This window comes from Tessaracoccus yangjingae, assembly GCF_054483935.1.
Window position 1 is genome coordinate 115177 of sequence record NZ_CM137014.1, and the last position, 26458, is coordinate 141634.

General features: G+C 66.3%; 30 protein-coding genes and 1 pseudogene. 21 read left to right on the forward strand and 10 right to left on the reverse strand.

All coding sequences use genetic code 11. From position 1 onward, the window contains the following. The 3 genes from ACX1D3_RS00505 to ACX1D3_RS00515 are packed head-to-tail and all read right to left on the reverse strand — an operon-like array spanning position 1 to position 1229. Complete coding sequence (locus ACX1D3_RS00505) at positions 1 to 375, reverse strand: YlbF family regulator (protein WP_458995026.1); 375 nt, start codon at positions 373 to 375, stop codon at positions 1 to 3. 14 nt (positions 376 to 389) lie between these two features. Continuing rightward, positions 390 to 785: a YlbF family regulator gene (locus ACX1D3_RS00510; RefSeq protein WP_458995027.1), complete on the reverse strand. Its 396-nt coding sequence runs from the start codon at positions 783 to 785 to the stop codon at positions 390 to 392. Positions 786 to 809: 24 nt separating this feature from the next. Continuing rightward, entirely contained in the window at positions 810 to 1229 is a 420-nt protein-coding gene (locus tag ACX1D3_RS00515; protein WP_458995028.1) for an ArsR/SmtB family transcription factor, read from the reverse strand. Positions 1230 to 1377: 148 nt separating this feature from the next. Between ACX1D3_RS00515 and arsD (ACX1D3_RS00520) the strand changes: the two genes are divergently transcribed. The 8 genes from arsD (ACX1D3_RS00520) to arsD (ACX1D3_RS00555) all read left to right on the forward strand — a co-directional run bounded on the left by arsD (ACX1D3_RS00520) (position 1378) and on the right by arsD (ACX1D3_RS00555) (position 7971). After that, on the forward strand, positions 1378 to 1749 hold the full coding sequence (gene arsD / locus ACX1D3_RS00520) for an arsenite efflux transporter metallochaperone ArsD (protein ID WP_458995029.1): 372 nt from the start codon (positions 1378 to 1380) through the stop codon (positions 1747 to 1749). A gap of 4 nt (positions 1750 to 1753) precedes the next feature. Further along, positions 1754 to 3511, forward strand: a complete 1758-nt coding sequence (gene arsA / locus ACX1D3_RS00525) for an arsenical pump-driving ATPase (protein ID WP_458995030.1) — start codon at positions 1754 to 1756, stop codon at positions 3509 to 3511. A gap of 173 nt (positions 3512 to 3684) precedes the next feature. Next, a complete protein-coding gene (locus ACX1D3_RS00530; protein WP_458995031.1) occupies positions 3685 to 4449 on the forward strand; it encodes a sulfite exporter TauE/SafE family protein in 765 nt (254 codons plus the stop codon). Between the two features lie 36 nt (positions 4450 to 4485). Further along, complete coding sequence (locus ACX1D3_RS00535; protein WP_458995032.1) at positions 4486 to 4806, forward strand: ArsR/SmtB family transcription factor; 321 nt, start codon at positions 4486 to 4488, stop codon at positions 4804 to 4806. After that, positions 4803 to 5852: a permease gene (locus ACX1D3_RS00540; RefSeq protein WP_458995033.1), complete on the forward strand. Its 1050-nt coding sequence runs from the start codon at positions 4803 to 4805 to the stop codon at positions 5850 to 5852. Before ACX1D3_RS00535 ends, ACX1D3_RS00540 begins: the two co-directional genes overlap by 4 nt. 80 nt (positions 5853 to 5932) lie before the next feature. After that, the gene (locus ACX1D3_RS00545) at positions 5933 to 6175 is read left to right on the forward strand and encodes a thioredoxin family protein (protein ID WP_458995034.1); all 243 of its coding nucleotides are present in this window, start codon (positions 5933 to 5935) and stop codon (positions 6173 to 6175) included. Between the two features lie 102 nt (positions 6176 to 6277). Then, entirely contained in the window at positions 6278 to 7393 is a 1116-nt protein-coding gene (locus tag ACX1D3_RS00550) for an N-acetylglucosamine-6-phosphate deacetylase (RefSeq protein WP_458995035.1), read from the forward strand. Positions 7394 to 7464: 71 nt separating this feature from the next. Further along, positions 7465 to 7971, forward strand: a complete 507-nt coding sequence (arsD, locus tag ACX1D3_RS00555) for an arsenite efflux transporter metallochaperone ArsD (protein ID WP_458996465.1) — start codon at positions 7465 to 7467, stop codon at positions 7969 to 7971. 266 nt (positions 7972 to 8237) lie between these two features. On the opposite strand, the gene ACX1D3_RS00560 is transcribed toward arsD (ACX1D3_RS00555), so the two are convergent. After that, on the reverse strand, positions 8238 to 10037 hold the full coding sequence (locus ACX1D3_RS00560) for an aminotransferase class V-fold PLP-dependent enzyme (protein ID WP_458995036.1): 1800 nt from the start codon (positions 10035 to 10037) through the stop codon (positions 8238 to 8240). A 171-nt stretch (positions 10038 to 10208) separates the two neighbouring features. Here ACX1D3_RS00560 and ACX1D3_RS00565 point away from each other — a divergent pair, with 171 nt between their 5' ends. The 6 genes and pseudogenes from ACX1D3_RS00565 (at position 10209) to ACX1D3_RS00590 (ending at position 15032) form a co-directional block, all read left to right on the forward strand. Next, positions 10209 to 10598, forward strand: a complete 390-nt coding sequence (locus ACX1D3_RS00565; RefSeq protein ID WP_458995037.1) for an ArsR/SmtB family transcription factor — start codon at positions 10209 to 10211, stop codon at positions 10596 to 10598. Positions 10599 to 10645: 47 nt separating this feature from the next. Continuing rightward, complete coding sequence (locus ACX1D3_RS00570; RefSeq protein WP_458995038.1) at positions 10646 to 12487, forward strand: ABC transporter ATP-binding protein; 1842 nt, start codon at positions 10646 to 10648, stop codon at positions 12485 to 12487. Positions 12488 to 12671: 184 nt separating this feature from the next. Next, a complete protein-coding gene (locus ACX1D3_RS00575) occupies positions 12672 to 13457 on the forward strand; it encodes a class I SAM-dependent methyltransferase (protein WP_458995039.1) in 786 nt (261 codons plus the stop codon). A 10-nt stretch (positions 13458 to 13467) separates the two neighbouring features. Continuing rightward, positions 13468 to 13686: pseudogene (locus ACX1D3_RS00580) on the forward strand (FAD-dependent oxidoreductase); the annotation flags it as partial. 76 nt (positions 13687 to 13762) lie between these two features. After that, complete coding sequence (locus ACX1D3_RS00585; protein WP_458995040.1) at positions 13763 to 14089, forward strand: metalloregulator ArsR/SmtB family transcription factor; 327 nt, start codon at positions 13763 to 13765, stop codon at positions 14087 to 14089. 82 nt (positions 14090 to 14171) lie between these two features. Then, complete coding sequence (locus tag ACX1D3_RS00590; RefSeq protein WP_458995041.1) at positions 14172 to 15032, forward strand: arsenate reductase/protein-tyrosine-phosphatase family protein; 861 nt, start codon at positions 14172 to 14174, stop codon at positions 15030 to 15032. A 10-nt stretch (positions 15033 to 15042) separates the two neighbouring features. Here ACX1D3_RS00590 and ACX1D3_RS00595 read toward each other — a convergent pair whose 3' ends face one another. The 5 genes from ACX1D3_RS00595 to ACX1D3_RS00615 form a co-directional block, all read right to left on the reverse strand. Continuing rightward, a complete protein-coding gene (locus ACX1D3_RS00595; protein WP_458995042.1) occupies positions 15043 to 15717 on the reverse strand; it encodes a winged helix-turn-helix domain-containing protein in 675 nt (224 codons plus the stop codon). A 64-nt stretch (positions 15718 to 15781) separates the two neighbouring features. After that, positions 15782 to 16606 (reverse strand): phosphate ABC transporter ATP-binding protein PstB, encoded by an 825-nt coding sequence (gene pstB, locus ACX1D3_RS00600; RefSeq protein WP_458995043.1) that lies wholly within the window; start codon positions 16604 to 16606, stop codon positions 15782 to 15784. Positions 16607 to 16625: 19 nt separating this feature from the next. Beyond that, positions 16626 to 17570, reverse strand: coding sequence for a phosphate ABC transporter permease PstA (gene pstA, locus ACX1D3_RS00605; RefSeq protein ID WP_458995044.1), 945 nt, complete (start codon positions 17568 to 17570; stop codon positions 16626 to 16628). After that, a complete protein-coding gene (gene pstC / locus ACX1D3_RS00610; protein WP_458995045.1) occupies positions 17570 to 18514 on the reverse strand; it encodes a phosphate ABC transporter permease subunit PstC in 945 nt (314 codons plus the stop codon). The genes pstA and pstC overlap by 1 nt, the downstream gene beginning before the upstream one ends. Positions 18515 to 18536: 22 nt before the next feature. Next, positions 18537 to 19529: a PstS family phosphate ABC transporter substrate-binding protein gene (locus ACX1D3_RS00615; RefSeq protein ID WP_458995046.1), complete on the reverse strand. Its 993-nt coding sequence runs from the start codon at positions 19527 to 19529 to the stop codon at positions 18537 to 18539. 304 nt (positions 19530 to 19833) lie between these two features. Between ACX1D3_RS00615 and ACX1D3_RS00620 the strand changes: the two genes are divergently transcribed. The 4 genes from ACX1D3_RS00620 (at position 19834) to ACX1D3_RS00635 (ending at position 21738) form a co-directional block, all read left to right on the forward strand. Then, entirely contained in the window at positions 19834 to 20013 is a 180-nt protein-coding gene (locus ACX1D3_RS00620) for a hypothetical protein (protein ID WP_458995047.1), read from the forward strand. Between the two features lie 101 nt (positions 20014 to 20114). Continuing rightward, positions 20115 to 20723, forward strand: coding sequence for an arsenate-mycothiol transferase ArsC (locus tag ACX1D3_RS00625; protein ID WP_458995048.1), 609 nt, complete (start codon positions 20115 to 20117; stop codon positions 20721 to 20723). Continuing rightward, entirely contained in the window at positions 20720 to 21061 is a 342-nt protein-coding gene (locus ACX1D3_RS00630; protein ID WP_458995049.1) for an ArsR/SmtB family transcription factor, read from the forward strand. The genes ACX1D3_RS00625 and ACX1D3_RS00630 overlap by 4 nt, the downstream gene beginning before the upstream one ends. 155 nt (positions 21062 to 21216) lie before the next feature. Then, on the forward strand, positions 21217 to 21738 hold the full coding sequence (locus ACX1D3_RS00635) for a DinB family protein (RefSeq protein WP_458995050.1): 522 nt from the start codon (positions 21217 to 21219) through the stop codon (positions 21736 to 21738). A 63-nt stretch (positions 21739 to 21801) separates the two neighbouring features. Here ACX1D3_RS00635 and ACX1D3_RS00640 read toward each other — a convergent pair whose 3' ends face one another. Further along, positions 21802 to 22137, reverse strand: a complete 336-nt coding sequence (locus tag ACX1D3_RS00640; protein ID WP_458995051.1) for a YnfA family protein — start codon at positions 22135 to 22137, stop codon at positions 21802 to 21804. Positions 22138 to 22299: 162 nt separating this feature from the next. Here ACX1D3_RS00640 and ACX1D3_RS00645 point away from each other — a divergent pair, with 162 nt between their 5' ends. Genes ACX1D3_RS00645 through ACX1D3_RS00655 form a run of 3 tightly spaced genes read left to right on the forward strand, consistent with a single transcriptional unit; the run spans position 22300 to position 25627 of the window. Continuing rightward, positions 22300 to 22716: an ArsR/SmtB family transcription factor gene (locus ACX1D3_RS00645; RefSeq protein WP_458995052.1), complete on the forward strand. Its 417-nt coding sequence runs from the start codon at positions 22300 to 22302 to the stop codon at positions 22714 to 22716. Then, positions 22713 to 24716, forward strand: a complete 2004-nt coding sequence (locus ACX1D3_RS00650) for a heavy metal translocating P-type ATPase (RefSeq protein WP_458995053.1) — start codon at positions 22713 to 22715, stop codon at positions 24714 to 24716. The genes ACX1D3_RS00645 and ACX1D3_RS00650 overlap by 4 nt, the downstream gene beginning before the upstream one ends. Further along, a complete protein-coding gene (locus ACX1D3_RS00655) occupies positions 24713 to 25627 on the forward strand; it encodes a cation diffusion facilitator family transporter (RefSeq protein WP_458995054.1) in 915 nt (304 codons plus the stop codon). The genes ACX1D3_RS00650 and ACX1D3_RS00655 overlap by 4 nt, the downstream gene beginning before the upstream one ends. Positions 25628 to 26458 lie beyond the last annotated feature (831 nt).

A 26458-nucleotide genomic window follows, 5' to 3' on the forward strand; every position in this document is an offset into this window, starting at 1 on the left:
TCAGCAGCCTCCGGAGGCCGGGGAAATCATCCCCGCGTAGTCCGCGCCCAGCCCGGCGCCGACCTCACTGGCTGCCGTCGGCAGGAAGGCCTTGACGGCGTTGGACGCCCGAAGGTGGTTCATGATCACGTCGCTGCCACGGACGGCGGCCTGCGCGGCGCGAAGGTCCTCGACCTGTTCCTGAGTCGGGACAGATCCGGCGCGCTGCGCGGCTACGTAGGCGGCCTGTGGCCCCTGGAGCGCCACCAGGATCTGTTGCGCCTTGTGGTCATCGGCCAGCGCGTCGGTGGCAGCCATGTACGACGCGACGGCAGGAGCATGACGAAGCGCCTGACCAAACGCCTCGGCGGCGCTACGGAGTTGAGTTGAAAGCATGATCCCTATTCCCGTCAGCCGCAGCAGCCGCCGGAGCGGCAGTTGGCGGCGAAGTCGATCCTGATGGCGTCACTGACGATGGCCGAGGTCTCGCGGCACGCAGCCTCAAAAGCTTGCGTGGCTGCGACGTACGCCGCAACCGAAGCTACGTCGTACATGGCCTGCTGGCATTGAACGAGTTCGGCCCGCTGGGAGTCCTGCAGAACACCCATCGTGATCTCCGCGCGCAGGCTCTGCTGCAACCGGTCGAAGTCGGCGATGGCGGCGATGGCGGCGGGATCCTCCGAGATGGCCCTATCTGCGTCGAGAACTGCGGCGAACTCAGGGCTCGCCTTCAGCTCCTCGCCGAAGGCTCTCGCTGCGGCGAGCGCCTCGGCCTCTGCGGGCGCCGCAATGGTTGAGGTCAGCATGTGTATGGGTCTCCTTCTTGTCCGTTACAGGATTACGGGTAGTACATCTCGCGTCCCATCGGAGGGATCCGACGGCGACGACCGAACATTTGCGATCCCGGGAGGTCGGCTGAACGCCTTCAGGAAGTCATTCAGGGGAGCGATCGCTTCAGGCTGCGTGCGGTAGTGCACCCACCGACCGCGCTGCTCCCTGATCAGGAGGCCCGCCTCGACGAGCTTCTTGAGGTGATGCGAGAGCGTGGGCTGGGAGATACCCAGCGCCGGGGGTAGGTGGCACGCACACGCCGTCGTGTCCGGCGAGTCCGCGACGAAACGGAGGAGGCGCAGCCTCACGGGATCCGCGAGTGCCTTCATCAACTCGGTCAGCCCCAGCGCCTCGTCGGCAGGCATGAGATGCCCGAGGTTCGCCGGCACACACTCGATGGTGGGCAGGAAACGGGTCATGCCCTAGAGTCTGCCACATCGACAGCCGTGGATACGAACGGGGCCGCAAGGCGTCGGGGGGCGGTCGGGGCAACCGTCGGATTGACAGTGGTCTATCCGGGTAGGCTAGAGTCACATCGATAACAATCGATGTCTGAACGAGGAGAGAATGATGGTGAGTATTCGCGTGTTCGAGCCGGCTCTGTGTTGCAACACTGGTGTGTGTGGCGAGGACGTTGATCAGTCGTTGGTGGGCTTCACCGCGGATCTGGACTTCCTCCAGCGCCAAGGCGTCGACATCAGCCGCCACAACCTCGCCAGCGACCCGACAGCCTTCGTCGAGAACCCCGCCGTGATGGCCTTCCTCCGGGTGGCCGGGTCCGAGGGCCTGCCGCTGGTTCTGGTCGACGGCGTGACCGTGTTCACCGGCGGGTATCCGACCCGGGAGACTCTCGCCCGCTACGCGGGCCTCGGGGTCACGATGCTGCAGCGCCTGGGTTCCGTGGACGCTGGAGTGGGCGCCCTCAACGGGAGGCTCTGACTCCATGGCAATGAAGTTCCTGACGGACCCGTCCCGCTTCCTGTTCTTCACGGGCAAGGGGGGCGTGGGCAAGACCTCCATCGCCTGCGCCACGGCCGTTCACCTCGCAGACACTGGGAGACGCGTGTTGCTGGTCTCCACCGATCCCGCGTCCAACGTCGGCCAGGTGTTCGGCCAGAGCATCGGCAACACCATCACGCCAGTGACCTCGGTGAAAGGCCTGGACGCGCTTGAGATCGACCCCGAGCAGGCGGCCGAGGAGTATCGCGAGCGGATCATCGGGCCCGTGCGGGGCCTGCTGCCCGAACGGGAGATCGCGTCGATCACTGAGCAACTCTCCGGATCCTGCACCACCGAGATCGCGTCGTTCAACGAGTTCACGGCACTGTTGGCCGATCCATCGCTGATCGCCGGCTACGACAACGTCATCTTCGACACCGCCCCCACCGGACACACCATCCGGCTGCTCAAGCTACCGGGGGACTGGACCGGCTTCCTCGACGCCGGCAAGGGCGACGCCTCCTGCCTCGGCCCTATGTCCGGACTGGAGAAGCAGCGCGAGATGTACAGCGGCGCGGTCAGTTCATTGGCTGACCCGGATCTGACCCGGCTGGTGCTGGTGGCCCGCGCGCAGGCGTCCAGCCTGGCCGAGATCGAACGCACAGCCGATGAGCTGTCAGGCACCGGCATCGAGCCGAGCAACATTGTGGTCAACGGCGTGCTCCCCGATTCAGCCGGCCACGACGACAGTCTGGTTGTGGCCATCCGGGATCGCGAGCAGAAGGCCATCGCTGAGATGCCCGCCCGATTGGCGGGCGTCCCCCGAGACATCATCGAGCTCAAGCCGGACAACATGGTGGGGCTTGATGCGATTCGTTCCCTGTTCCTGGGCGACGCACCGGCACCTGAGGACACCCCGACCTCCCTCCACGAGAAGCACGTGGCCTCGCTGGACGCGATGATCGACGAGCTCGCCGAGAACGGGCACGGGCTGGTCATGTGCATGGGCAAGGGGGGCGTCGGCAAGACCACCATCGCCGCAGCGATCGCCACCCGGTTGGCCGAGATGGGGCACGAAGTCCACCTGACCACGACCGATCCCGCCGGGCACCTGCAGAACGCGGTGGGTCGAGGGTACGAGCGCTCCAACCTCGTCCTGTCCCAGGTCGATCCGGAGCAGGCCGTCAACGACTACCGCGAACACGTGATGGCCACCAAGGGCAAGAACCTCGACGATGCCGGCCGCGCGCTGTTGGCCGAGGACCTTCTGTCCCCATGCACCGAGGAGGTCGCGGTCTTCCAGCAGTTCTCGCGGCTTGTCAGCGAGGCGCGCAGGAAGTTCGTCGTGATGGACACCGCGCCGACCGGGCACACACTGCTGCTCATGGACGCGGCGGGCTCTTACCACCGCGAGATCGCACGCAACATGGCCGAAGGGACGCACTACTCAACACCATTCATGCGGCTGCAGGACCCTGACTACACCAAGATCCTCATCGTGACACTGCCGGAGACCACCCCTGTGCTGGAAGCCAGCATCCTTGAAGACGATCTCAAGCGCGCCGGCATCACCCCGTGGGGTTGGGTGATCAACCAGTCCCTGACCACGGCGGCCACCCACTCGCCACTTCTTCGGCACCGAGCTCACCAGGAGCAGGGCCCCGTGGACTCCGTGCGGCAATGCGCCACACGGCTGGCGATCGTCCCCCTGATGCATGAGGAGCCGGTCGGACCAGACCGCTTGGCCGGCTTGGCATCCTGACGCCGACTGCGCAGGAGAGGGCCCCTACGGAGACGGCTGAGGGGATGCGCCGACCAGGGCCATCGAGCTTCAGCCCCCCCCTCGCTGAGCAGATGAGGGGGGTGCCGCGTCGGGGCGCTCGGGCAGGCATATGATTCAGCATGCATTGAATCAACAACCATTGGAGCGACTTGATGGACGGCTGGACGTTGTACCTGGTGTTGTCGGTGGTGTTGTTCGGGTTGTCTTTCCTCTCGGGGATGATGGGCCTTGGGGTGGCGTTCATCGCCACCCCTGTGCTGGCCATGTTCGGGCTGGACCTGAAACACGAGATCATGCCGCTGTCGCTGTGGTTGAACGGTGTCACGGCAATCGCGAGCGCGGTGACCTTTGCGCGCAAGAAGATGATCGACTGGCGGACGGCGATCCCGCTGCTGATCGTGACCACGATCGCCGCCCCGATCGGTGTATGGCTGCTCAAGTTCACCTCTACCGAACTCCTGTGGTGGCTGTACGTGGCGGTCCTGGTGTTCCTCGCCTGGCGGATGGCATTCCCACCTCAGCAGGACGACTCGGCGCCGTCGACGGTGACGGACGCGACGCGCTGGAAGGCTGCCGGCGCCAGCTCGGGAATCGGTGTCTTCGCCGGGCTGCTCGGCGTGGGGCCCGGCTTCCTGATGATGCCCACCCTGGTACTGCTCGGGTTCGCGGCCCGCACCGCCGCTGCCACCAACAGCGTCGTGGTGACGCTGCCGTCGTTCTCGGCGTTCATCGCCCACCTGCCCGAGGCCCGCTTCGACTGGACGCTGCTCGTGTTGACCACGATCACCTCCATCGCCGGAGCACAGTTGGGGGCCAGCTTCATGGCCAAACGCGTCAAGAGCCTGACCCTGACCCGGATCTTCGCCGTTGCGCTGGTCCTGCTGGCGATTCAGCGCGTGATCGCGCTGGTCGGCTGACTTGACTTCGGCCCGACGCGGGAGCATTCTTCAAATATGGTTGATTCAAGAACTCCTGAATCCCGCGCAGTCTCGGGTGCCTCGCTGTTGGCCGCGGTCGCGGACCCGATCCGGTTGCAACTGCTCCACGTGCTGGTGGGCCAGAGCCGCTGCGTCTGTGACCTGCAGCCGGAGCCGCCGATCCCGGGCAACCTGTTGAGCTACCACCTGAAGGTTCTTCGGGAAGCCGGCCTGATCGAAGGCACGCGCCGGGGTCGGTGGATCGACTACTCGTTGACCGCGGGGGCATTGGAGCGGCTGCACGCCGCCCTTCCCGATCCCGCCTCTGTGGCCCGACAGCTGACGGTCGTTCGATGAGCATTCACACACAGTCCGAGAGGCGACAGGGCGTGCGTCGCTGGGGCGTGGTGGCGGTCCTGGCCGCTGCCTGGTTCACGCTGTACCAGGCCAACCTACCGTTCTGGAACTGGCTGATCGGCGACGTTGCCGGCCTTGACCTCGACTCCCGGCTGGGCAGCGGCGTCCACTTCTTCTTCTACGACACGATCAAGATCCTGCTGCTCCTGGCAGGCATCATCTTCCTCGTCACCGTGCTCCGGTCCTTCATGAGCGTCGAGCGCACCCGCGCCCTGCTCGGCGGCAGACGCGAGGGCGTCGGGAACGTCCTGGCCGCCGGCCTCGGAGTCGTCACCCCGTTCTGCTCCTGCAGCGCCGTCCCGGCATTCATCGGCTTCGTAGCCTCAGGAGTGCCGCTCGGGGTCACCATGAGCTTCCTCATCGCCAGCCCCCTGGTCAACGAGGTCGCCATCGCCCTGCTGCTCGGCCTCTTCGGCGTCGGGCCAACCCTGCTCTACGTCGCCGCCGGATTGACCGTCGCCATCGTTTCCGGCTACATCATCGGACGACTCAAGCTCGAGCATCACGTCGAACCCTTCGTGTACGAGACCACCCTGCGCGGCAAGCCCCTCGATCCGTCCGTCGGGCTCACCTGGGACGACCGCTTCCAGATGGGACGCGAAGAGGTCGCCTCCATCCTGCGCAAGATCTGGCCCTATCTGCTCGTCGGTATCGGCCTCGGCGCGGTGATCCACGGCTGGGCACCGGAAGATTTCTTCGCCACCTACGCCGGCGCCGACAATCCGTTCGCGGTGCTGATCGCCGTCGTGATCGGGGTGCCGCTGTACTCCAACGCCGCCGGCATCCTCCCCCTCATCGACGCCCTCTACGCCAAGGGCATGCCCATGGGAACCCTGCTGGCCTTCATGATGGCCACCGTCGCCCTCAGCCTTCCCGAAATGATCCTGCTCCGACGCGTCCTCAAGCCCAAGCTCATCGCCACCTTCGTGGGCGTCACCGCCACCGGCATCATCGCCGTCGGCTACCTCTTCAACGCCATCCTCTGAAGTGAACACCTCAACCCGTCTGTGACTGAGCACCTCAGCGCACGGAGAGACCCTCTCACCCCCCCCCGAAAGGCACCACTGTGAACATCAAGATCCTCGGCCCCGGCTGCAACAACTGCATCAACCTCGAGAAGTCGACCCGCCAGGCCGTCGCCGAACTCGGCATCGACGCAACCTTCGAGAAGGTCACCGACTACAGCGACATCCTCTCCTACAACATCATGAGCACCCCTGGCCTCGTTGTCGACGAGAAGGTCATCCTCGCCGGACGCGTCCCCACCGCTCACCAGGTCAAGGAACTCCTCACCCCCCTCATGAGCTGACGGCCCACGAAACATCGTTGCCCCCGGTGCGGCCGCGCCGCCCCGCGGCATCAACGCACGCACGCTGCGCGGTACCCAGCCTTCTCGAAGGGAGACTCCCCCATGCTCATCGCAGCTGACCGGATCCTGTTGCCCTCGCGCCGGGAATTTGTTCCCGGCTGGGTGGAGGTCCGGGGCGAGACAATCGCCGCCGCCGGCGAAGGCAGGCCGCCGCGCCCCGCCGACGAAGTACTGCGCGGCGCATTGGCTCCGGGATACGTCGACGTCCACTGTCACGGCGGCGGCGGCGCCGCGTTCGCGACAGATGACCCGTCGGATGTCGACACGGCCATCGCGACGCACCGCACCGCCGGCACCACCTCCATCGTCGCCTCGCTGATCACGGCATCCGTCCCGAATCTTCATCGACAGGTCGCCCTCCTGGCACGACGGGTTCGCGACGGCGACCTGGCTGGCATTCACCTCGAGGGCCCATGGTTGGCGCCGAGCTTCAAGGGGGCCCACAGCCCGGCGTTGCTCGCCGATCCGATCCCCGACACCGTCGCCGCCTTGCTCGCCGCCGCCGCCGGGACCATCAGAATGGTGACGATCGCACCTGAGCTCCCCGGCGCCATGGAAGCGATCCGGGTGATGCTCGCCCACGACTGCCTACCGGCCATCGGTCACACCGCCGCCAACTACGCCACCACCAAGGCAGCCATCGAGGCGGGCGCAACAGGGGTCACCCACATCTTCAACGCCATGCCACCGCTTGGCCACCGCGATCCCGGGCCGATTCTGGCATTCCTGGACGACCCCAGGACCACAGTCGAGTTGATCTTCGACGGCATCCACGTGAATGCCGACCTGGCGGCCTATGTGATGCGCATGCTGCCAGACCGGGTAGTCCTGATCACCGACGCCATGGCCGCCGCCGGAGCCCCGGATGGGGACTACATGCTGGGCGAGCTTCCAGTCGAGGTCCGCGAGCGGGTCGCCCGGCTGGCCGGACTGGACACGATCGCTGGCAGCACTCTCACCCTCGCCAGGGCGGTACGCACCGCCGTGGCGCAAGGGATCCCGCTCGCCCAAGCGGTTCTGGGTGCCACCAGCCTTCCCGCCGAGTACCTCAACCTCCACGGCGTCGGAAGGATCGCCGCAGGGACCAGGGCCGACCTGGTGACCCTCGACGACGAGGCAGACGTCACCGGGGTCATGTATCGCGGCACCTGGCAGTAGTCAGACCGCAGGCAGAGGGACGCCGCAGGCAATCATCGCCGCCCCCCGCGTCAAGGGAATTCATCGCCAGTATTCGTGTTTTCGAGCCAGCCTTGTGCTGCAGCACCGGCGTCTGTGGCGAGGACGTCGACCAGGCGATGGTCAACTTCTCCGCCGATCTGGACTACGTGAAGCAGCAGGGTGTCGCCGTCACGCGGCACAACCTCGCCAACGACCCGACGGCGCTCCTAGAGAACCCCGCAGTGATGAGCTTCCTGCAGGCCGCCGGATCCGAGGGCCTGCCCCTCGTCCTGGTCGACGACGTCACGGTGCTCACCGGCAGCTACCCGACCCGTGAGATGCTCGCCGTTACGCAGGTCTCGGCGCGCCAACACGTCGACCGCGCTTCAACCTGCTCGCCGCCACCGACTCCGCGTGCTGTCGTCGCCATCCACGAACGTGAGCGCACAGCAGTTCCCTTCGCGGCCCGCAAGCCAGCTACGTGCGCACGCAACAGGCGGGACTGCACCCGAGCCAGGAACAGATCGACCAACTGCGTCGCGGCCAGAAAGGGGTCCGGGCCAACGAAGTCCTCATGAGCCACCTGCGGCCCACGAACGCCGTGAAGGCCTACCTGCCCACAGTGGCCCGTGATGTGAGTGGCGCACTCGGCGTCGACTACCCGAGCCTGATTGCACCCGCCTCCGGCTGCTGAAGCGCTGGCCGGGTGCCCCCCCCCGGGAGTTCCCGAACCACCAAGGTGGGACGAGGACCTCCGTGCTGGATGTGGGTGAGGAACCCCTCGCACCCGGCACGGAGGTCTTCGTGACTCACGCGGGCCGTTCCTGGAAGTGCCTGCGGGGCGTCATGAAGGGGAAGGCCCGAGGCCGGGGACTGGCTGTGGACTGCAGTAGCGACCTTGATTGAGCACGTCGCGTTGCAGACTTGCCCTGGGGAGATCGAACCAGCGCAACGCATCGAATCCCTGCGAGACGTTGCCCGAGTCGCTGATCGAGGGGGGGTGGGCCTCGGCGAAGATGCGCCGGACGTCGTCAAGGTGTTGCGCGAGGATCTCCACGGGTGCGGTCGCGTCGTGGCGTGGGTAATGCATCGTCCCGTCCGCTCCGTAGCTGATGTCGCTGAGCCGGAGCGGCGGTTCGATGGGTCCGGCATGGTGGCGCCACAGTCCGCTGACGGGCTCGAAGCGGTAGTCGCCGAGGAGCTTCCAGCCCTCGCACGCGACGAGCCGAACGGCCTCGACGATGTAGGCGAAGGCTTCCTCGCCGATGAAGTAGTTGAAGTTCACCCGCACCCAGCCCGGCTTGATCCCCTCACAACCGTTGGCGATCTGGGCCTCGAACTGGTGCGAGTGGTCGAGGTCGATCCCCAGCAGACGGTGTCCGTAGGGGCCCGCGCAGGAGCACCCTCCCCGGGTCTGGATGCCGAACAGATCGTTGAGCAGTGCCACCACAAAGTTGTGGTGCAGGAAGCTGCCGCTGGGTGTGCGGATGACGAACGACACGATGGACAGCCGAGTGGCGTCCGGGTTGCCGAGGACCTCGATGGTGGGTTCCTCACGCCAGGCGGCCATCGCGCGCCGCAGCAGGTCGCTCTCTCGTTCAGCGATCGCCGTCACCCCGACGGCGGCCTTGAGTTGAAAGACCAGCCCGGCCCTGATCGATTCGATGATCGCGGGGGTGCCGCCCTCCTCACGGTGGACGGGATCGTCGAGGTAGCGATGTTCGGCCGCGTTCACGAACATCACAGTGCCTCCGCCGGGGACATCCGGGACACGATTGGTCAACAGCTCTCGTCGGACCGCCAGCACGCCCGGGGTGCCAGGGCCCCCGACGAATTTGTGGGGTGAGATGAAGATCGCGTCGAGGTAGGCGTCCGGCTGGCCCTCGGGGGCCGACACGTCGATCTCCACATATGGCGCGCAGGCCGCGTAGTCCCAGAAGCTAAGCGCCCCGTGCTTGTGGAGCAGTGAGGCGATGCCACGCACGTCCGAGACGATTCCGGTGACGTTGGACGCGGCCGAGAACGACCCGATCTTCAGCGGACGATCCGCGTACGCCGCAAGTTCGGCCTCAAGCCGCCTCTGGTCGATGTGCCCGTCGGCGTCCTCGGGGATCGTGACCACATCGGCGATTGACTCGCGCCACGGCAGTTCGTTGGAGTGATGTTCGAACGGCCCGATGAACACGACGGGACGTTGCGCCGCCGGGATTACGTCGCTGAGGTGGTAGCGGTCGTTGAGATTGGAGGGGATGCGCAGGCCGAGGATCCCGATCAGCTTGTCGATCGCTGCGGTCGATCCGGAACCTGTGAAGATGATGGCGGTGCTGGCATCGCCGCCCACCCCGTGGTGGATGATCCGACGTGCGTCCTCCCGCAGCCAGCTCGTCTGGAACCCGGTGCCGCTGGCTTCGGTGTGCGTGTTCGCGTACCGGGGAAGCACCTCGTTGCGGATGAAGTCCTCAATGAAGTCGAGGCTGCGACCGGACGCGGTGTAGTCGGCGTACGTGACCCGCCGTGGCCCGTACGGGCCGGTCATCACGTGGTCGTCGCCGATCACGCCGGCGCGGATCCGCTCCAATAGCGCCGACGAAGGGGTGGGAGGCGTGCCAGTCAGCGCAGGCTCAACAAGGGCGTTCTCTACCATGACATCCCCCTTGGGATATCGACACCGATCGATACGAACTCTAGTCCACTCTCATCGATAGCAGTCAATCTGAAGGTGGTGGCGAATCGCCGGCGCTGAGCGTCGACCCGAGGGCCTCAGAATCAATCAACGTTGTTGATACCAATCTTGCTTGATGATAGGTTGGGCGGCATGTCACCGACCTTGGAGGTCGGCCTGTTGGCCGTCCGCGATCTTGGAGAGCGCGATTACGCGCGACTGCTCGCACCGAAGTTGAAGGCACTTGCGGACGAGACGCGGCTTGCCCTGGTCCTTTGCCTGTCTGACCGCCCGCACACGGTGCGGGAGTTGCAGGAGAGGACTGGGTTGGGGCAGACCCTGGTGAGTCACCACTTGGGTCTTCTGAGAGAGCAAGGGCTGGTCAGCGCCACCGCGCATGGACGCAGCAATACCTACGATCTGTGCTGCGACCAGTTGGCCGAGCCGGTGCGATTGTTGGCCACGTTGGCGGCGCTGACTCCGGCAGGAATGGCCGCCTGTTGCGACCTTGGAGCCCGAGACCGAGTCGATCCGCTGGCGTAGCCGCGGCTCACGTCGAATCGGGCAACTACTTCTGAAATCGGAGAAGCATGCAGAGCCTTCTACGGCTCCTGAGTCTGGCTCGGGAACTCGGGCCCTATTACTTGGGTATCGCCTTGGCGGCGGTTGCGACGGCGGGAACTGCGCTTCTCACGCCCTTCATCATCAAGGCCGCCACCGACGAGATCGTCTCGCAGATCCGGGGGGAGGGCGGCGGGGTGCGCGCTCTGCTCTGGTTGGCCGTGGCCCTGCTGTTGGTGGAACTCGTGAGCACTGCGGTGACGAACGTGGGTGGCTATCTGGGTGACGTGATGTCGGTCAAGCTCAGGGCCATCCTGTCGTCGCGCTACTACGCCAAGATGCTCACCCTGCCTCAGCACTACTTCGACGGCCAGCTCACCGGGACCGTGATCAACCGGCTGACCAGATCGATCGCCGAGACGTCCCAGTTCTTCCAGATGTTCGCCAACACATTCCTGCCGCTCCTGCTCACCGTGGTAGCCGTGCTCGTCGTAACCGCGACCTACTCGGTCTGGTTGACGCTGCTGCTGGTGGTGATCTACCCCATCTTCATGTGGCTCACTGCCCTGACGTCCAAGCATTGGCAACCGCTCGAGCGAGAGAAGAACCAGCAGTTCGACATCGCTGGGGGCAGGTTTGCTGAAGCCATCGGCCAGATCCGGGTGGTCAAGAGCTTCACCGCCGAGTTGCGTGAGTTGCGGGTCTTCAACGACCGCTACACGAAGACAGTCGACGTGACGCACGGCCAGTCCCGCTACTGGCACCTCATGGATGTCGCCCGCCGCGGCGCCTTCGCCCTGATCTTCTTCGCGATCTACGCGATCATCTTCACCTCCACGGCGTCAGGTGCGTTCACCCTCGGCGCCATGGTCCTGTTGATCCAGTTGGTGGCGATGGCCAAGCAGCCGGTCAGCATGATGAGCTACCTCGTTGACAGCTCCCAGCGCGCGATCGCTGGCTCGAACAGCTACCTTGAAGCGCTCGATGAGCTCCCCGAGCCACACGCCCCATTCGGCCCCGAGGCAGCGCTGAGCTTCACCCGACCCACGGCAACCGAGACGGAGGGCGCATTGGCCCCTTGGAACGTTGCTGATGACGTGCCTGCCCTCTCCTTCGATCACGTGTCGTTCTCCTACGACGGCGCCTCCGACGTCCTCCAGGATGTGACGTTCTCCGTCGCGCCGGGTGAGCGGGTGGCGTTCGTCGGGGAGTCGGGCGGGGGGAAGACGACTCTCGTGAACCTGTTGCTCGGGCTGTACCGGCCCGACTCCGGCGTGGTGCAGGTGGGCGGCGGCGACGTCACCCGCCTGCCCCTTCAGCAGCTGCGCGGACAGATCGGCGTGGTCTTCCAGGACGCGGCCCTGTTCTCTGGGACGATCCGGGAGAACATCACCTACGGCCGACCCGACGCAGCGGCTTCCCAGGTCGAGGACGCAGCGCAGCGCGCCAACGCACACGAGTTTGTTGCCCGCCTGAGCAAGGGGTATGACTCCGAGATCGGTGAGCGTGGCATCAAGTTGTCAGGCGGCCAGAAGCAGCGCATCGCAATCGCCCGCGCGTTACTGAAGGACGCCCCCCTGCTCGTCCTTGACGAGGCCACATCGGCGCTCGACTCCAAGGCCGAACGGCTCGTTCAGGCCGGCCTTGAGGCCCTCATGGCCGATCGCACCACCTTGATCATCGCCCACCGCCTGTCGACGATCTCCTCGGTGGACAGGATCATCACGCTGCGCGATGGCCGGGCGGACGAGATCGGCTCGCCGGAGGAGTTGGCCCGCTCGGGCGGCATCTACGCCGAACTGCTGGCGCTCCAGGCGTCCGCGACGAAGGCAGACCGCAAGCGTCTCCACGCCTACGACATCACCGGCTGAGAGCCCTGGGACGACGCCGCGCGCGTTCCCGATCCCTAGGCTGACTAGACATCCACCCCCGTGGAAGAGGAAGGTCCAAGCATGGTTGCTGGAGGAATGACCAGATCCACAGCCACGGAAGCGTCCCCCTTGTGCCCGTGGCGGGCCCGCCAATCCCCGTGCCTCAGGGGATCGGCTCGATCCCATGGATGAGCCCACTGACAGGAGCGCCGGCATCTGGCACTCCGAAGAGTTCATCCAACACTGGATCGACAAGGCCGACGGCCCGGTGAGTAGCCACGAGTCACAGTTCCGGCTGATGGGCGAACTCCTACCGTTCAACAGCCACGACGCCTTCACTTTCATGGATCTCGGTGCCGGAACAAGGGCTGCGGCGCGCGGAATCCTCGATCTGTACCCACTGAGCACCGCGATCCTTGCCGACTACTCCCGGCCGATGATGCTCGCCGGCGAGCGAGAGATGCAGCCATTCGCCGGACGATTCCGCTATGTCGAGTTCGACATGTCGGTGGAGCGCTGGCCACCCCAAGTCCCAGCCAGACTGGACGCGGTCGTGACCTCGATGTGCATTCACCACATGCCCGATCGACGCAAGCAAGGCTTGTTCCGGGAGATCTTCGAGCGCCTGGCCCCGGGCGGCTGGTACCTCAACTACGACACGGTGACCGCTACGGATCCTATCGTGGTGGCCACCTGGGACCGAGCGTACGCACGGAGCCACCCGAACGACGCGGGCCCAGGCGCTCCCCTCACTCCGCTGGAGCAGGCCGGCCATGAGGACCACATCTTGAACATCACCGCGCTCGAACCACAGCTCGGGTTCCTTCGGTCGGCCGGCTTCGAGGGGATCGATGTCTACTGGAAGCGCCTGGACGCGGTGATCTACGGAGGCCGCCGGCCCGTGAGTGGCGGCGACTCGGGCGATCCCGGGCTCAAGGGTTCCGCAGCGGACGCGCGTCCGGGCGCCTAGCGTGATGGGCATGACCGATCACTTCGATGTGGTGGTCCTGGGCGCCGGGCCCGGGGGGGTATGTGCAGCCATTCGTGCCGCCCCAACTGGGGCTCCGGGTGGGGATCATCGAGAACCGTACTGGGCGGGGTCTGCCTGAATGTGGGTTGCATCCCGACCAAGGCCCTCCTGCGCAAACGCGGAGTTGGTGCACATCCTCACCTCCCAGGCCGACCCGTTCGGGATCGGGCGAGGTCAGTTCAAACTACGGCTGAGCTGGCATCGCCGGCCGCGGTGGCGTGATAGCCAGGTAGGGTGCTGGTGTGGTGTCGATTCAGGGTGCAGCGAAGAAGGCCAGTGGGGCCGCGCGGCGCCCTCTGACGCGGGCAGAAGCCCTGGAACTGTCGCAGACGCTTCGGGTGATCGCGGATCCAACCCGCCTCCAGCTGCTGTCGATGATGAATGGCAGCGAGTCCAAGGAAGCCTGCGTGACGGACCTGGCCGAGGCCCTGGACCTGAGCGCTGCCACCATCAGCCACCATCTTTCATTGATGCACGACGGTGGTCTGCTCGCCAGGGAACGCCGCGGCCGCCAGGTGTGGTACTCGATCAGGGCTGAGCGCCGCGAGTCGGTCTCCGATCTCCTCGGCTGATGTGACGCAGCCACCCCGCAGCCACGGGACGCCACTAGGGCACGCCGACGCACAGCGCCGAGCGGCTCAACTGGCAGCACTGGTGAACCCCGACCTGGTGATGGTGCTCAGCCACCTCGCCGCCAGCGAGGTACCCCTAGAAGTGGAGGAACTCTCCGCGGCGACCGACCTGCCCTCCAGCGAAGTTGAGCGACACCTCGGCACCCTCATCGATCGCGGACTGGCCGAACAGTCGCGCTCTGAAGCCCTTGGCTTCAACCCCACCGCCGAGGCGCTGATCCACTTCGGGCGGTTCCTCACCGTCCGCGCCGCAGACCCCCACCCATCGCCCGACGATCAATCACTGCCCCCGGCAGTCACCAGGGTGGTGGAACGACTGGCCTACCGGTTCGCCGACAGCTTCTCGCGCGAGACCGTCAGCCGTCTCGTGGCCGACAGCTACACCCGGCTCTCCGCCCGAGCACGAATCCGGACCCACATCCTGCCGATGACGGAGAAGTTCGCCGCCGATCGACTGTCAGCCCTCGCAGTGGTGGAAGGCCGGGTCGCCTCCGGCGTGCCCGAGGTGTTGTTCGTCTGCACCCACAACGCAGGCCGATCGCAGATGGCCGCCGCCTTCCTCCGCCGTGAGGCTGCGGAGCGGGTCCACGTGCGCACCGCCGGCACGAAACCGGCCGCGCGGGTGAACCCGGCGGTGATCGAGGCGATGGCGGAGATCGGCATCGACATGCTGCACGAGTTCCCCAAGCCGCTGACGGACGAGGTGGTGTTGGCCAGCGACGTCGTGATCACGATGGGGTGCGGGGACTCGTGCCCGGTGTACCCGGGCCGTCGCTATCTGAACTGGGACATCGACGATCCCAGCGGCCAGCCCCCCGACCGGATACGTGAGATCCGTGACGACCTCCAGCGTCGGGTCCGTGATCTGATCGCCCGCCTCTGAACAGGCTCGATCAGCTGAGCGGGGTGGGATCCACCCAGCGGTACCCGACCCCGCGCACCGACTGCACGGCGTCGTCCGCCTCGACGCCGTGAGCCAGGAGCCGACGTCGGAGGCGCCCGATCGCGACCCGCACCGCCACCACCGCGTCGACTCTGCTGGAGCCGAGTACCGCCTGCAGCGCATCAGTAGGGACGGTCTGCGGCGAGTTTCGCACAAGCAGTTCCAGCAATTGGAAGTCCTTGGGGCTGAGCGTCACCACGTGGTCGCCCAGTTTCAACGCCGAGGCCTCCGGATGCAGCGCCGCTGACGCCCCGGTCACCACCCGACCGGGGCCACTGACCCCGATGGCCCGAAGATGATCACACAACTCCGACGATGACAGGGGAAACGAGATCAGGCCTTGGGCCCCGGCGTCCAGAGCTGCCACGACCAACCCTGGATCGGGGTCACCCGAGAGTCCCACGAGAACAGGAACACCGGCATAGCCCTTGACCGCGGAGATGAAGCGGGTGATCTCCACGCCAGGAAGGCTCAGCGGCACCACCACGACGGAGACATCTCCCTCCCCCACCGCGATCAGCGCCGACGCCCCGTCGAAATGGACCTCGACGTCGACACCCCGCTGCGAAAACGCCCACAACGATTGACCGAGCGGTGACGGGAAGTTATCCGGGGGAATCACCACCGCCCTGACCGGCCAGCGTGGCGGACGGACCCCCGTAGTCCGCACAGCAGATGCGCCCATCGACTCAGCCGAACCGGCCTGAGATGTAGTCCTCCGTGCGCTTATCCGACGGCCGTTCGAAGATGGTGCGGGTGTCGTCGTACTCCACCAGCCTGCCCGTGCGCTGACCCGTGATCGGGTCCTGTGCCGCCGTGAAGAACGCCGTCCTGTCCGCCACGCGTCCCGCCTGCTGCATGTTGTGGGTGACGATGATGATGGCGTAGTCCTCGCGCAGCTGGATCATCAGATCCTCGATGGCGCCCGTCGAGATGGGGTCCAGGGCCGAGCAAGGTTCGTCCATCAGGATCACCTCAGGCTTGACCGCGATCGTTCGTGCGATGCACAGGCGCTGCTGCTGACCCCCGGAAAGGCCGAACGCAGACTGCTTCAGCTTGTCCTTCACCTCGTCCCAGATCGCCGCACGGCGCAGGCTCTCCTCCACCAGGTCGTCCATGCTGTCGACCTTCATCTTCGTGACCCGCGGGCCGTAAGCGATGTTGTCGTAGATCGACTTGGGGAACGGGTTCGGCTTCTGGAACACCATGCCGATCCGGCGCCGCACCTCGATGGCGTCCACCTGGGGAGCGTAGATGTCCTGCCCGTGGTAGCGGACCGAGCCGGTCAGCCGGGATCCCTGAACCAGGTCGTTCATGCGGTTCAGCGACCGCAGCAGGGTCGACTTCCCGCAGCCCGAGGGACCGATCAATGCAGTGATCTCATGCTGGGCGAAGGACATGTTCACATCCGTGACGGCGAGGAAATCGCCGTAGTAGATACTCACGTCGCCACAACTGATGATCGTGGAAGGCGCTTTGGTGGAGGGCGCCGGGTTCATGGCGTGCACGGTCATGGTGTCCTCAGAGACTCGTTCACCAGCGACGCTGGTAGTGGTTGCGGATGAAGATGGCCAGGCCGTTCATGGCCAGCAGGAGCACCAACAGCAGGATGCTGGCCGCTGCGGCAAGGACGTGGAACTCGGCCTGCGGACGGCCGACCCAGTTGAAGATCTGGATCGGCATCGTGGTGTAGCCGCTCAGAATCCCGTTCGGATCGAAACTCAGGAACACCAAACCGCCCAGGACCAGCAGCGGCGCCGCCTCGCCGAACGCCCTCGAGAGCGCCAGGATCGATCCGGTGGCGATGCCTGGCACGGCCGCAGGCAAGGTCTGCAGCCAGGTCGTCTGCAGGGGCGTCGCCCCCAGCGCCAACGAGCCCTGCCTGATCTCGACGGAGACCGCCCTCAGCGCCTCACGCGTTGAGATGATGATCACAGGAAGGATGAGCAGCGCCAGCGCCGTGGCGCCGACGATCACCATGTTCTTGTTGCCGACCCCCACGAAGGACAGGAACGCCAGCGTCAGGAGACCGTAGACGACCGACGGGATCGCGGCCAGGTTCTGCACGTTGAGTTCGATCACGCGGTTGAACCACTTGGACCGGTCGCTGAACTCCTCCAGATACACCGCAGCGGCGATTCCGAGCGGAATGGCCATCACCGCGGTGGTACCGATCACCCACAGTGAACCGAGGATGGCGGGCTTGGCGCCCGCCCGCTCAGGATCCGACGCCGGGTACTCCGTGAGGAGCCGCGAATCCAGCCTGGGGAGGCCCTCGATGAACGTGGTCACGATCAGGGTGAGAAGGAAGATGAGGGCGAAGGCGACCGCCATCCACATGACTACGAGGAACGCGAGGGCCTTGGGGCTGTTCTCGCCTCCCTCAGCCCTACCGAGGGGCCGGTGCGTTGACGCACCAGACCCGGGACCAGCGGTGGTGACTGCTGCGTCGGCAGCGGGCGGAGGGTTCTCGGTCATCAGTACTCCTCCCGGAATCGGCGAACCAGAGCGATGCTGATGAAGTTGATCACCAGCGTGACGAGGAACAGCAGGAGGCCGACGGCGAAGAGCGTGTCGTACTCCAATGAGCCGACACGCGAGTCACCGAGTGCCGCGTTGGCGATGAACCCGGTCATCGTCTGTCCCTGCTCAAGCGGCCCCGTGACGATGCGGGCCTGGTTTCCCGCTGCGATGGCCACGATCATCGTCTCGCCCACCGCGCGGGACACGCCGAGGATCACCGCGGCGAGGATGCCCGACATGGCGGCGGGGAACACCACCCGCAGAGTGGTCTGCATGCGGTTGGCACCGAGCGCAGCCGAGCCCTGGCGCATCGCATCAGGCACCGCGGTCATGGCGTCCTCGCTGATGGAGGCGATGGTCGGGATGATCATCACGCCCATGACCACTCCAGCTGCCAGCACGCTGAATGCACCCGTCTCCAAGCCAAGCCACTCCTTCAGCACGGTGGCCTGAATGAAGGTCAGCGCAAACAAGCCGTAGATCACCGTCGGCACACCGGCCAGCACTTCGAGAATGGGCTTGAGGAATGCTCGGAGTCGGCGCGGGGCGTACTCCGCCAGGTAGATGGCTGAGGCGAGACCCAGCGGCACCGCCACCAGCAGCGCGATCGCGCTCGTCCACAGCGTGGCGGTGATCAACGGCACGACACCGAAGCTGGCGTCCGCGAACCGCGGCGCCCACCTCGTGCCGAAGAGGAAGTCCCAGACGGGCACCTCCGCGAAGAACCCGATGGACGGGACAACCAGGGCAACAACGATGCCCACAGTGATGAGGACGGACAGTGCCGCCGCCACCCTGAGGAGGGTCATGACAACGGTTTCGCCGTGGCGGGCGCGGTGGCCCAGGTCGAGGGTTGGGGGCCTGTCGGCCCCCAACCCCTGCGCAGTTGTGCTGGGCATCAGAAGTGTCTCGACCGCTCGATCAGCTGAGCGAGGCGAGTTCTTCCTGGGCCGTGGCCTTCTGCTCCTCGGTCAGGCCGACGAACAGCGCCGACTCGGCGATCTCGGCCTCGTTCTCGACGTAGAAGTCGACGAAGGACTTGACCTGCGGCTTCTCGGTGTATGCCTTGTTGGCCACGTAGATGAACAGGGGACGGCTCAGCGGGGCGTACTCGCCGCTCTGGACGGTCTCCTTGGACGGGGCCACGCACCCGGCACCGTTATCGACCTGGACGGCCTTGATGATGTCGGGGTTCTCCTCGACGTAGCTGAGGCCGAAGTAGCCGACCGCACCCTTGTCGCCGGACACGCCCTGGATGGTGATGTTGTCATCCTCAGACGGGGCGTAGTCGGTGCGCGAGGCGCCCTCCTCGCCGTTGATGGCGTCGGTGAAGTAGTCGAACGTGCCGGAGTCGGTCCCGGCGCCGAACAGGGTCAGCGCTTGGTCGGGGAAGCTGGGATCGATCTGGTTCCAGTTCATGATCTGGCCCTCGGACTCGGGCGCCCACATGGTCTGGAGCTGCTCGACGGTCAGGCACTCGGCCCAATCGTTCTCGGGGTTGATGACAACGGCGAGCCCGTCGTTGGCCATCACGATCTCGGTGAACTCGATCCCGGCGTCGGCGCAGGTCTGCGCCTCCTCGTCCTTGATCGCACGAGAGGCGTTGGAGATGTCGGTCTCCCCCGCACAGAACTTCTGGAAGCCGCCGCCGGTACCGGAGGTGGCCACCGTGACGTTGATGCCAGCCTCAACGTCACGGAACTTGTCAGCCGCGGCCTCCGTGAGAGGGGCAACGGTGGAAGAGCCGTCCGCGGCAACGGAACCGGTCAGACCGGCAGCGGTGCCCTCAGACGAGGCTGCGGACGCGGCGTCCGTGGACGTGGCAGCCGGGGAGGCCTGGCCACCGCAGGCCGTGAGCAGCAGCGCGGAGGCGCAGCCCACCGCCGCAAGGGAGAGTCGAATGCGTCGGGTCATGTTGAAATGTCCTTTCGGTGTGCATCAGCACAGTGACAACCAGCAGCTAGAGGCTGCCGCGACCAATAGAAGCCCGTCTAAATGAACGAATGGTTAACGGTCGCTGAACCAGGAAAACACTTCGGTCCACATCAAGATGAACGGGGCGAAGCAGCCGGGCGACCCAGACATGACTCCACCCGGCTTGGGTCCACCGGAACCGAGGCGACGAGCTGAGGCTCTGTGTCGGTGCCCCCCCAGCCTCCCAGCCAGGACGACGAAGCGATCCGATTTCGGGGCTCCCGGTGACCGTCTCGGACGCACCGTGAGGAAGCTCGGCGATCAGGGGGTGCGGGTGGCCTGGCTCGACGCCACCGTTCCCGCCCTGGTGGTCAACCGTCGCAAGACCGTCGGCCGGTGGGTAGGATTGGTGGCTCGCGTCGAGGACGGTGAGCTCCTGGTGGGCTGGTTCAGCGACGACAGAATCTCCACCATCGCAAGCTAGGAGGCCCGTCTCGCCCTGGTCTTCCTCGCCGCAACAGCCCGCACCACCTCTAGAGCCCTTAGCTTCACCGTCTCCTCGGTGTCGGGGGCTCCATCTGCTTGGTGAAGGACGAGGCGGACTCGGCGCAGTTCAAATCGACACTCGTCAATGTTCAAGGAGTAGCCATGATAGGTACCTCTCATCCTGACGTGGTGAGCCAGGCAGCCGGTGAGCAGTCCAAGCCGAGGGTGCTCTTTGTGTGCGTCCACAACGCCGGCAAGTCCCAGATGGCGGCCGCGATCATGCAACAGTTCGGGGGCGGGCTCGTTGACGTCAGATCAGCGGGCACCGACCCGGACGCACAGGTGCACGACCTGTCCGCGATTGCGGTCGCCGAACTGGGCGCGGACATGTCCGACCAGGTGCCGACCAGGCTCGAACCGGGCATGCTAACCGCCGCCGACCGCGTCATCGTGCTCGGGAACGAAGCCCGAGTCGACGCCGTCGAGGACATGCGGGCACCAATCGAAACCTGGCTGATCCACGACCCCTCAGATCAGGGGATCGACGGACTGGAGCGTGTCCGACTCATGCGTGACGACATCGCCGAGCGCGTGCACGGACTCCTGCAGGCGATGACAGCCGAACGTGAGGCCACACCGCTCGCAGGTCAGACGGCGAACGACAGCAGTCACCAACCGGCCCGCGATCCGAGAGGGTTCAAGAGATGATCCGCACCTTGCCTGTGCTGGAGTGCGCGCCGGCCAGCAATGACGAACTCATGCCCGCCTCCGAAGCCGAGCAACTCGCCGCCGTGCTCAAAGTCTTGGCTGATCCGGTCAGGCTCAGGCTGCTGCGTCTGGTCGCCGATTCCCCCGACACCACCGCCTGCGCCTGTCACCTGCCGGGCGCCCTGGGTATCTCCCAGCCCACCCTGTCCCACCATCTCAAGAAGCTGGTGGAATCCGGGCTCCTGGAACGAGATCAGCGAGGGCGCTGGGTGCACTACCGCCTGAGGGCAGGTGCTCTCGGTCGGGTATCGGCGTTCGTCTCGAGCTGCACCGGATAGTCTCCCGCTTCCCCCAGAGACCCGAGAAGGGCCGGGCGCATCTCCATGGTCGACGGCGGGGCACGGTCGTGACGCCAACCAAGAAACGGGCCCACAGTAGGGGGCGCTCGACGGTCGTGTTGTGCCCATCGTCCACCCCGCGGAGACTTGAGAGTATGGCTGTGGACGAGGCGACCCGGGCGGAGTTGGTGTGGGTCCAGGCCGACTTCGACGAGCTGGCCACGAACGCCCCCGGCGAGCGGTTGCGCGCTCCCTCCCAAGGGACGAAGTGGACCAACCAGGAGTTGCTGTTCCACCTGTGGTTCGGGATGCGGATCGCCCGGGTCTTCATCCCGCTCATCGGAGGCTTCTCCCGGCTCCCACCCGGTGCCTCCCGAGGGTGGGCTCGACTTCTCACCACGGCCACCAAGCCTTACGAGTGGATCAACTACATTGCCAGCGCTGCCGGCGGCCGGACCCTGCCACTGGCCGTCACCCGACGCTGGATGCGCCGCGACACCGACTGGCTGCTGCGCTGGGCTGACCAAGCCTCCCCGGCGGACCTGGCACGCGGCATGCACGTGCCGCAGAGCTGGGACCCATACTTCCTGCCGTGGATGAGCCGAGCAGACCTACTCGCGTGGGCACCGAAGCACTACCGTCACCACCGGGCGCAACTCACCCTCGGCTCGCGGTAGCGAGAGACCGAGAAGCCCGGCGGGCGCCTCGAGCCCGCCAAACCCTGCCTCGCAGATCGCGTCTCAGGCGGTTCTGGGCGCGTACATGATCACGGCCACTCCCACGAGACAGGTCAGTGCCCCGATCACGTCGTAGCGATCGGGTCGAAACCCGTCGACCAGCATTCCCCAGGCCAGCGAGCCAGCCACGAAGACGCCGCCGTAGGCGGCGAGGATGCGGCCGAAGTGCGCATCGGGCTGCAGGGTCGCGACGAACCCGTAGAGGCCCAGGGCGATGACCCCGGCGCCGATCCACGCCCAACCCTTGTGTTCGCGGACTCCCTGCCAGACCAGCCAGGCACCACCGATTTCGGCCACAGCGGCGGCGAGGAACAACGCGACGGACTTGAGGGGATCCATTCGCCGATGCTATGCCGGATCGGATGCTTGAGGAGATCTTCAGGTGGTGAGCGCGATCCGAACCGAGGATCAGGACGGGCGTGCGACGGAGCGCCTCGCGAAGCGAACCCGCTAGCTGGCCGCCCAGGCGACATGAGTGAGAGATCACGATACCATCGTCGTATGACGATGCATTCAACTGCCGGTGGGGCGCCCGACGGGGGCGACCTGCAGGTCGCAGCAGCCATGTTTCACAGCTTGTCGGATCCGTCTCGGTTGGCGATCCTGCAACACCTGACGTTGGGGGAGCATCGGGTGCGGGACCTGACCGAGCACCTGGGTCTGGCTCAGTCGACGGTGAGTGCCCATTTGGCGTGTCTGCGGGAGTGCGGTCTGGTGGTGTCGCGTCCGCAGGGGCGGGCGTCAGTGTTCTCGCTTGTGAGTGCCCCGGAGTTGCTGGCCGTGCTGGCGGCGGCGGAGCGGCTGCTTGAGACGACGGGTCAGGGGGTGGCCCTATGCCCCAACTACGGGGTGGGTACCACGGACAACCCGGCACCGGAAACCCTGCGGGTGCACGCCTCGGTGGGGGCGCTCCGATGAGCGGGGCAGAGTGCCAGGCCCGCGACGAGCGCGACGAAGGCGTGTCGGCGTGTGGGTGCGACGCCCCGGTCGTGACGAAGGGTCACGGCGACGATGACGATGACGCGGTGGAGCACCTGTGGCAGGTGCGCGACATCCAGTTGGGGCTGGTGTCGGGGGTGCTGTTGCTGGCAGGGTTCCTCGCCGGTCTGGCCGGCTGGGAGGCCGCCGAGCTGGTGTTGAGCTGGGCGGCGTTGCTGGTGGGCGGGTCGACGTTCGTGCCCGGCGCCCTGCGGAAGCTCGCCAAGGGAAAGGTCGGGGTGGGCCTGTTGATGACGATTGGTGCGGTCGGCGCGACCGCCCTGGGTCAGGTGGAGGAGGCCGCGACGTTAGCGTTCTTGTTCTCCCTCAGTGAGGGCTTGGAGGACTTCTCGCTCGCCAAGACCCGTCACGGGTTGCGTGCGCTGCTCGACCTGGTACCCCGGGAGGCGACCGTCCGACGCAACGGTCGGGACGTGGTGATCGCCCCGGACGGCCTCGTCTTGGGTGACCTGATGGTGGTTCGGCCCGGCGAACGACTCGCGACTGACGGGGTGGTGAGAACTGGTCGGACCGCGCTGGACACCTCGGCGATCACCGGCGAATCGATCCCGATGGAGGTGGGTCCCGGGGAGCAGGTCTTTGCCGGGTCGATCAACGGCTCGGGCGTCCTGGACATTGAGGTCACCGCCCGCGCTGAGGACAACTCGTTGGCCCGGATCGTGCACATCGTGGAGGCCGAGCAGTCCCGCAAGGGCGACACCCAGCGGCTGGCCGACCGAATCGCCAAACCGCTGGTGCCCGGCATCCTGATCGCCGCCACGCTCACCGTCGTAACCGGGTTCCTGCTCGGGGATCCGATGCTGTGGCTGCAGCGGGCGCTCGTGATGGTGGTGGCCGCCTCGCCGTGTGCGTTGGCGATCTCGGTGCCGGTCACCGCGGTGGCCTCGATCGGCGCGGCCAGCCGCCGCGGCATCCTGATCAAGGGCGGAGCCGCCCTGGAAACCCTGGGCCGGGTCCGCACGATCGCGCTCGACAAGACCGGAACCCTGACCCGCAACCAACCGGCGGTGATCGACGTCGCCACCATCGACCCCTTCTCCCGCGCACAGGTGCTGGCGTGGGCAGCCGCCCTGGAGGTGCGCAGCGAGCACCCGCTGGCCAAGGCGATCCTGGCCGCCACCGACGCTGTTCGAGCCGCCGACGACGTGGCCGCCGAGGTGGGCGCTGGCCTGACCGGCACCCTCGACGGGCGCACGCTGCGGCTGGGGCGTCCGGGTTGGATCGACGCCAGCCCCCTGGCCGCCGACGTCGCCCGCATGCAGAGGGCCGGCGCGACTGCGGTCCTGGTCGAGGTCGACGGGCTACCGGTGGGAGCGGTGGCGGTCCGAGACGAGTTGCGGCCCGAGGCCGCCGACGTGGTCGCACGCCTCCGCGCCGACGGGTACACCGTCGCGATGCTGACCGGCGACAACCAGGCCACCGCGCATGCTCTTGCCGCCGAGGCGGGCATCGACGAGGTGTACGCCGACCTGCGGCCCGAGGACAAGTCCGCGATCATCGGTCGGCTCCGGGACGCGGGGCGCGCCACGGCGATGGTCGGTGACGGGGTGAACGACGCGCCCGCGTTGGCTGCTGCCGACCTCGGGGTGGCGATGGGTGCGATGGGCACCGACGTGGCCATCGAGACCGCCGATGTCGCCCTGATGGGTGACGACCTGCGCCTGCTCACGCACGCGTTCGACCACGCCCGCCACACTCGGCGGATCATGCTGCAGAACGTGGCCGCATCGATCGCGCTCATCTCGATCCTGATCCCGCTGGCAGTGTTCGGGATCCTCGGGTTGGCAGCCGTCGTGCTCGTTCACGAGATCGCCGAAGTGTTCGTGATCGCCAACGGTGTCCGTGCCGGCCGCACCACCCACCTGCCCACCCTCACCGCGCCGCCCACCCCACAGGTGCTGGTGGGTGCAACCGCATGAGCGCCGGCCACGACCACGCCGCTCCGGGGACCCACCGGAGGAAGCTGGCGATCGCCTTCGGGATCACCGTCTCCATCCTGGTCGCCGAAGTCATCGGCGCCTGGTGGACCAATAGCCTTGCGCTGTTGGTCGACGCCGGCCACATGCTCACCGACGCCTCCGGGTTGTTGATGGCCCTGATCGCCGCCAGCCTCGCGTTGAGACCGCCCACCCCCGATCGGACGTGGGGGTATCGGCGTGCTGAGGTGCTGGCCGCGGGTGCCCAGTCCGCGGTCTTGCTTGGCGTGGGGATCTACGCATTCGTTGAGGGCGTGCGGCGGCTGTTCGAGCCGCCCGAGGTCACAGCCGGTGGGTTGCTCGTGTTCGGCATCGTCGGTCTGGTCGGCAACATCGTCTCGATGCTGGTCCTCACCTCCGGCCGTGACGCGAACCTCAACATGCGCGCCGCGTTCCTCGAAGTGGTCAACGACGCCCTCGGATCGGTCGCGGTCATCGTCAGCGCGATCGTGATCATGCGGACAGGGTGGACGCCCATCGACGCGCTGGCGGGCATGCTGATCGCCGCCCTGATCGTGCCCCGGGCAATCACCATCCTTCGGCAGGCGGGTAGCATCCTGCTGGAGTCCACCCCCCAAGGGCTGGACTTGGACGACGTCCGACGACACATCCTGGAGGTTCCGCATGTGGTTGGCGTGCACGACCTCCACGCCTCCACCATCGCCACCGGACTGCCCGTCCTCACAGCCCACGTCGTCGTCGAAGACGCCTGCTTCACCGACGGCCACGCCGCCCAGATGCTGACCGACCTCCAGGCCTGTGTGGCCAGTCACTTCGACGTCAGCGTCGAACACTCCACCCTCCAACTCGAACCCCCCACCCACAACGATTCCGAACACGCCACTCACGACTGACCCCCGCAGCGGCGTCCACAGGAACCCTGGCAAGCAAGCAGCCATTCCGGGCAGCGCGCTCGTGGGCCGGGTGTGAAACGTGGGGATCTCGTGGGGATCAGATTGTCACCGACGGCGCCTTCCGCCTCCTCCGGTGCACCCCCGCTGTCGGAGGCTCCAGGGACCGTCATCCAAGATCGATGTTTCTGAAAAGCTAGCGTTTCGCATAGTGAGAAACAGTCCGTTATGAGATGCGTTGGACAGGCAAGGACGCCACTGGCCGCGAGACACTCTAGGAGTGGCAGGCCGAAGAACGCTAGATCAGCGCGGTTGTCATCGTCAGCGAGCCACTGTGGGGAAGGGCACCGGCCAGCCTGCGGGCGGCGGTTCCTGGGTGAGGGTCACGCCGACGGAGAGGCCAGGTTCGCGGCAATGATGGGAGCGAGGACCTTGATGCCGGTCTCTCCGCGTTCTGTACGTGTGGACGATGCCCCTTGGCGTCGGGATACTTGGCGACACTCCTTGCCGTGGGTGGGCGAAGCTCTCACCCCGCATAACGGAGGCCGATTCTTCCCGTGGACAGTCGTGCTCTGGGGTCTTGAGATGACTCGAGCTCCGGATCGGAGAGGAGTCTCCGGCCCCAGCCGCATCACACGCCTGCCCTCCCGGGGTGTGATGCAGAGTCGCTGATGGGCGTCTTTGCTTCTGAACCTGTTGAGGTCATCGGGTGCAGTCCCGACCAATCCGCGGGAACGGCGTTCTTCACCGTCAGGGAGTTCGCCTTCCGGCCGCCCGACTCAGCCCACTCGCGCCGACCGCGATTCCACCGCGGCCGGCTGAGAAGGCCGCCAG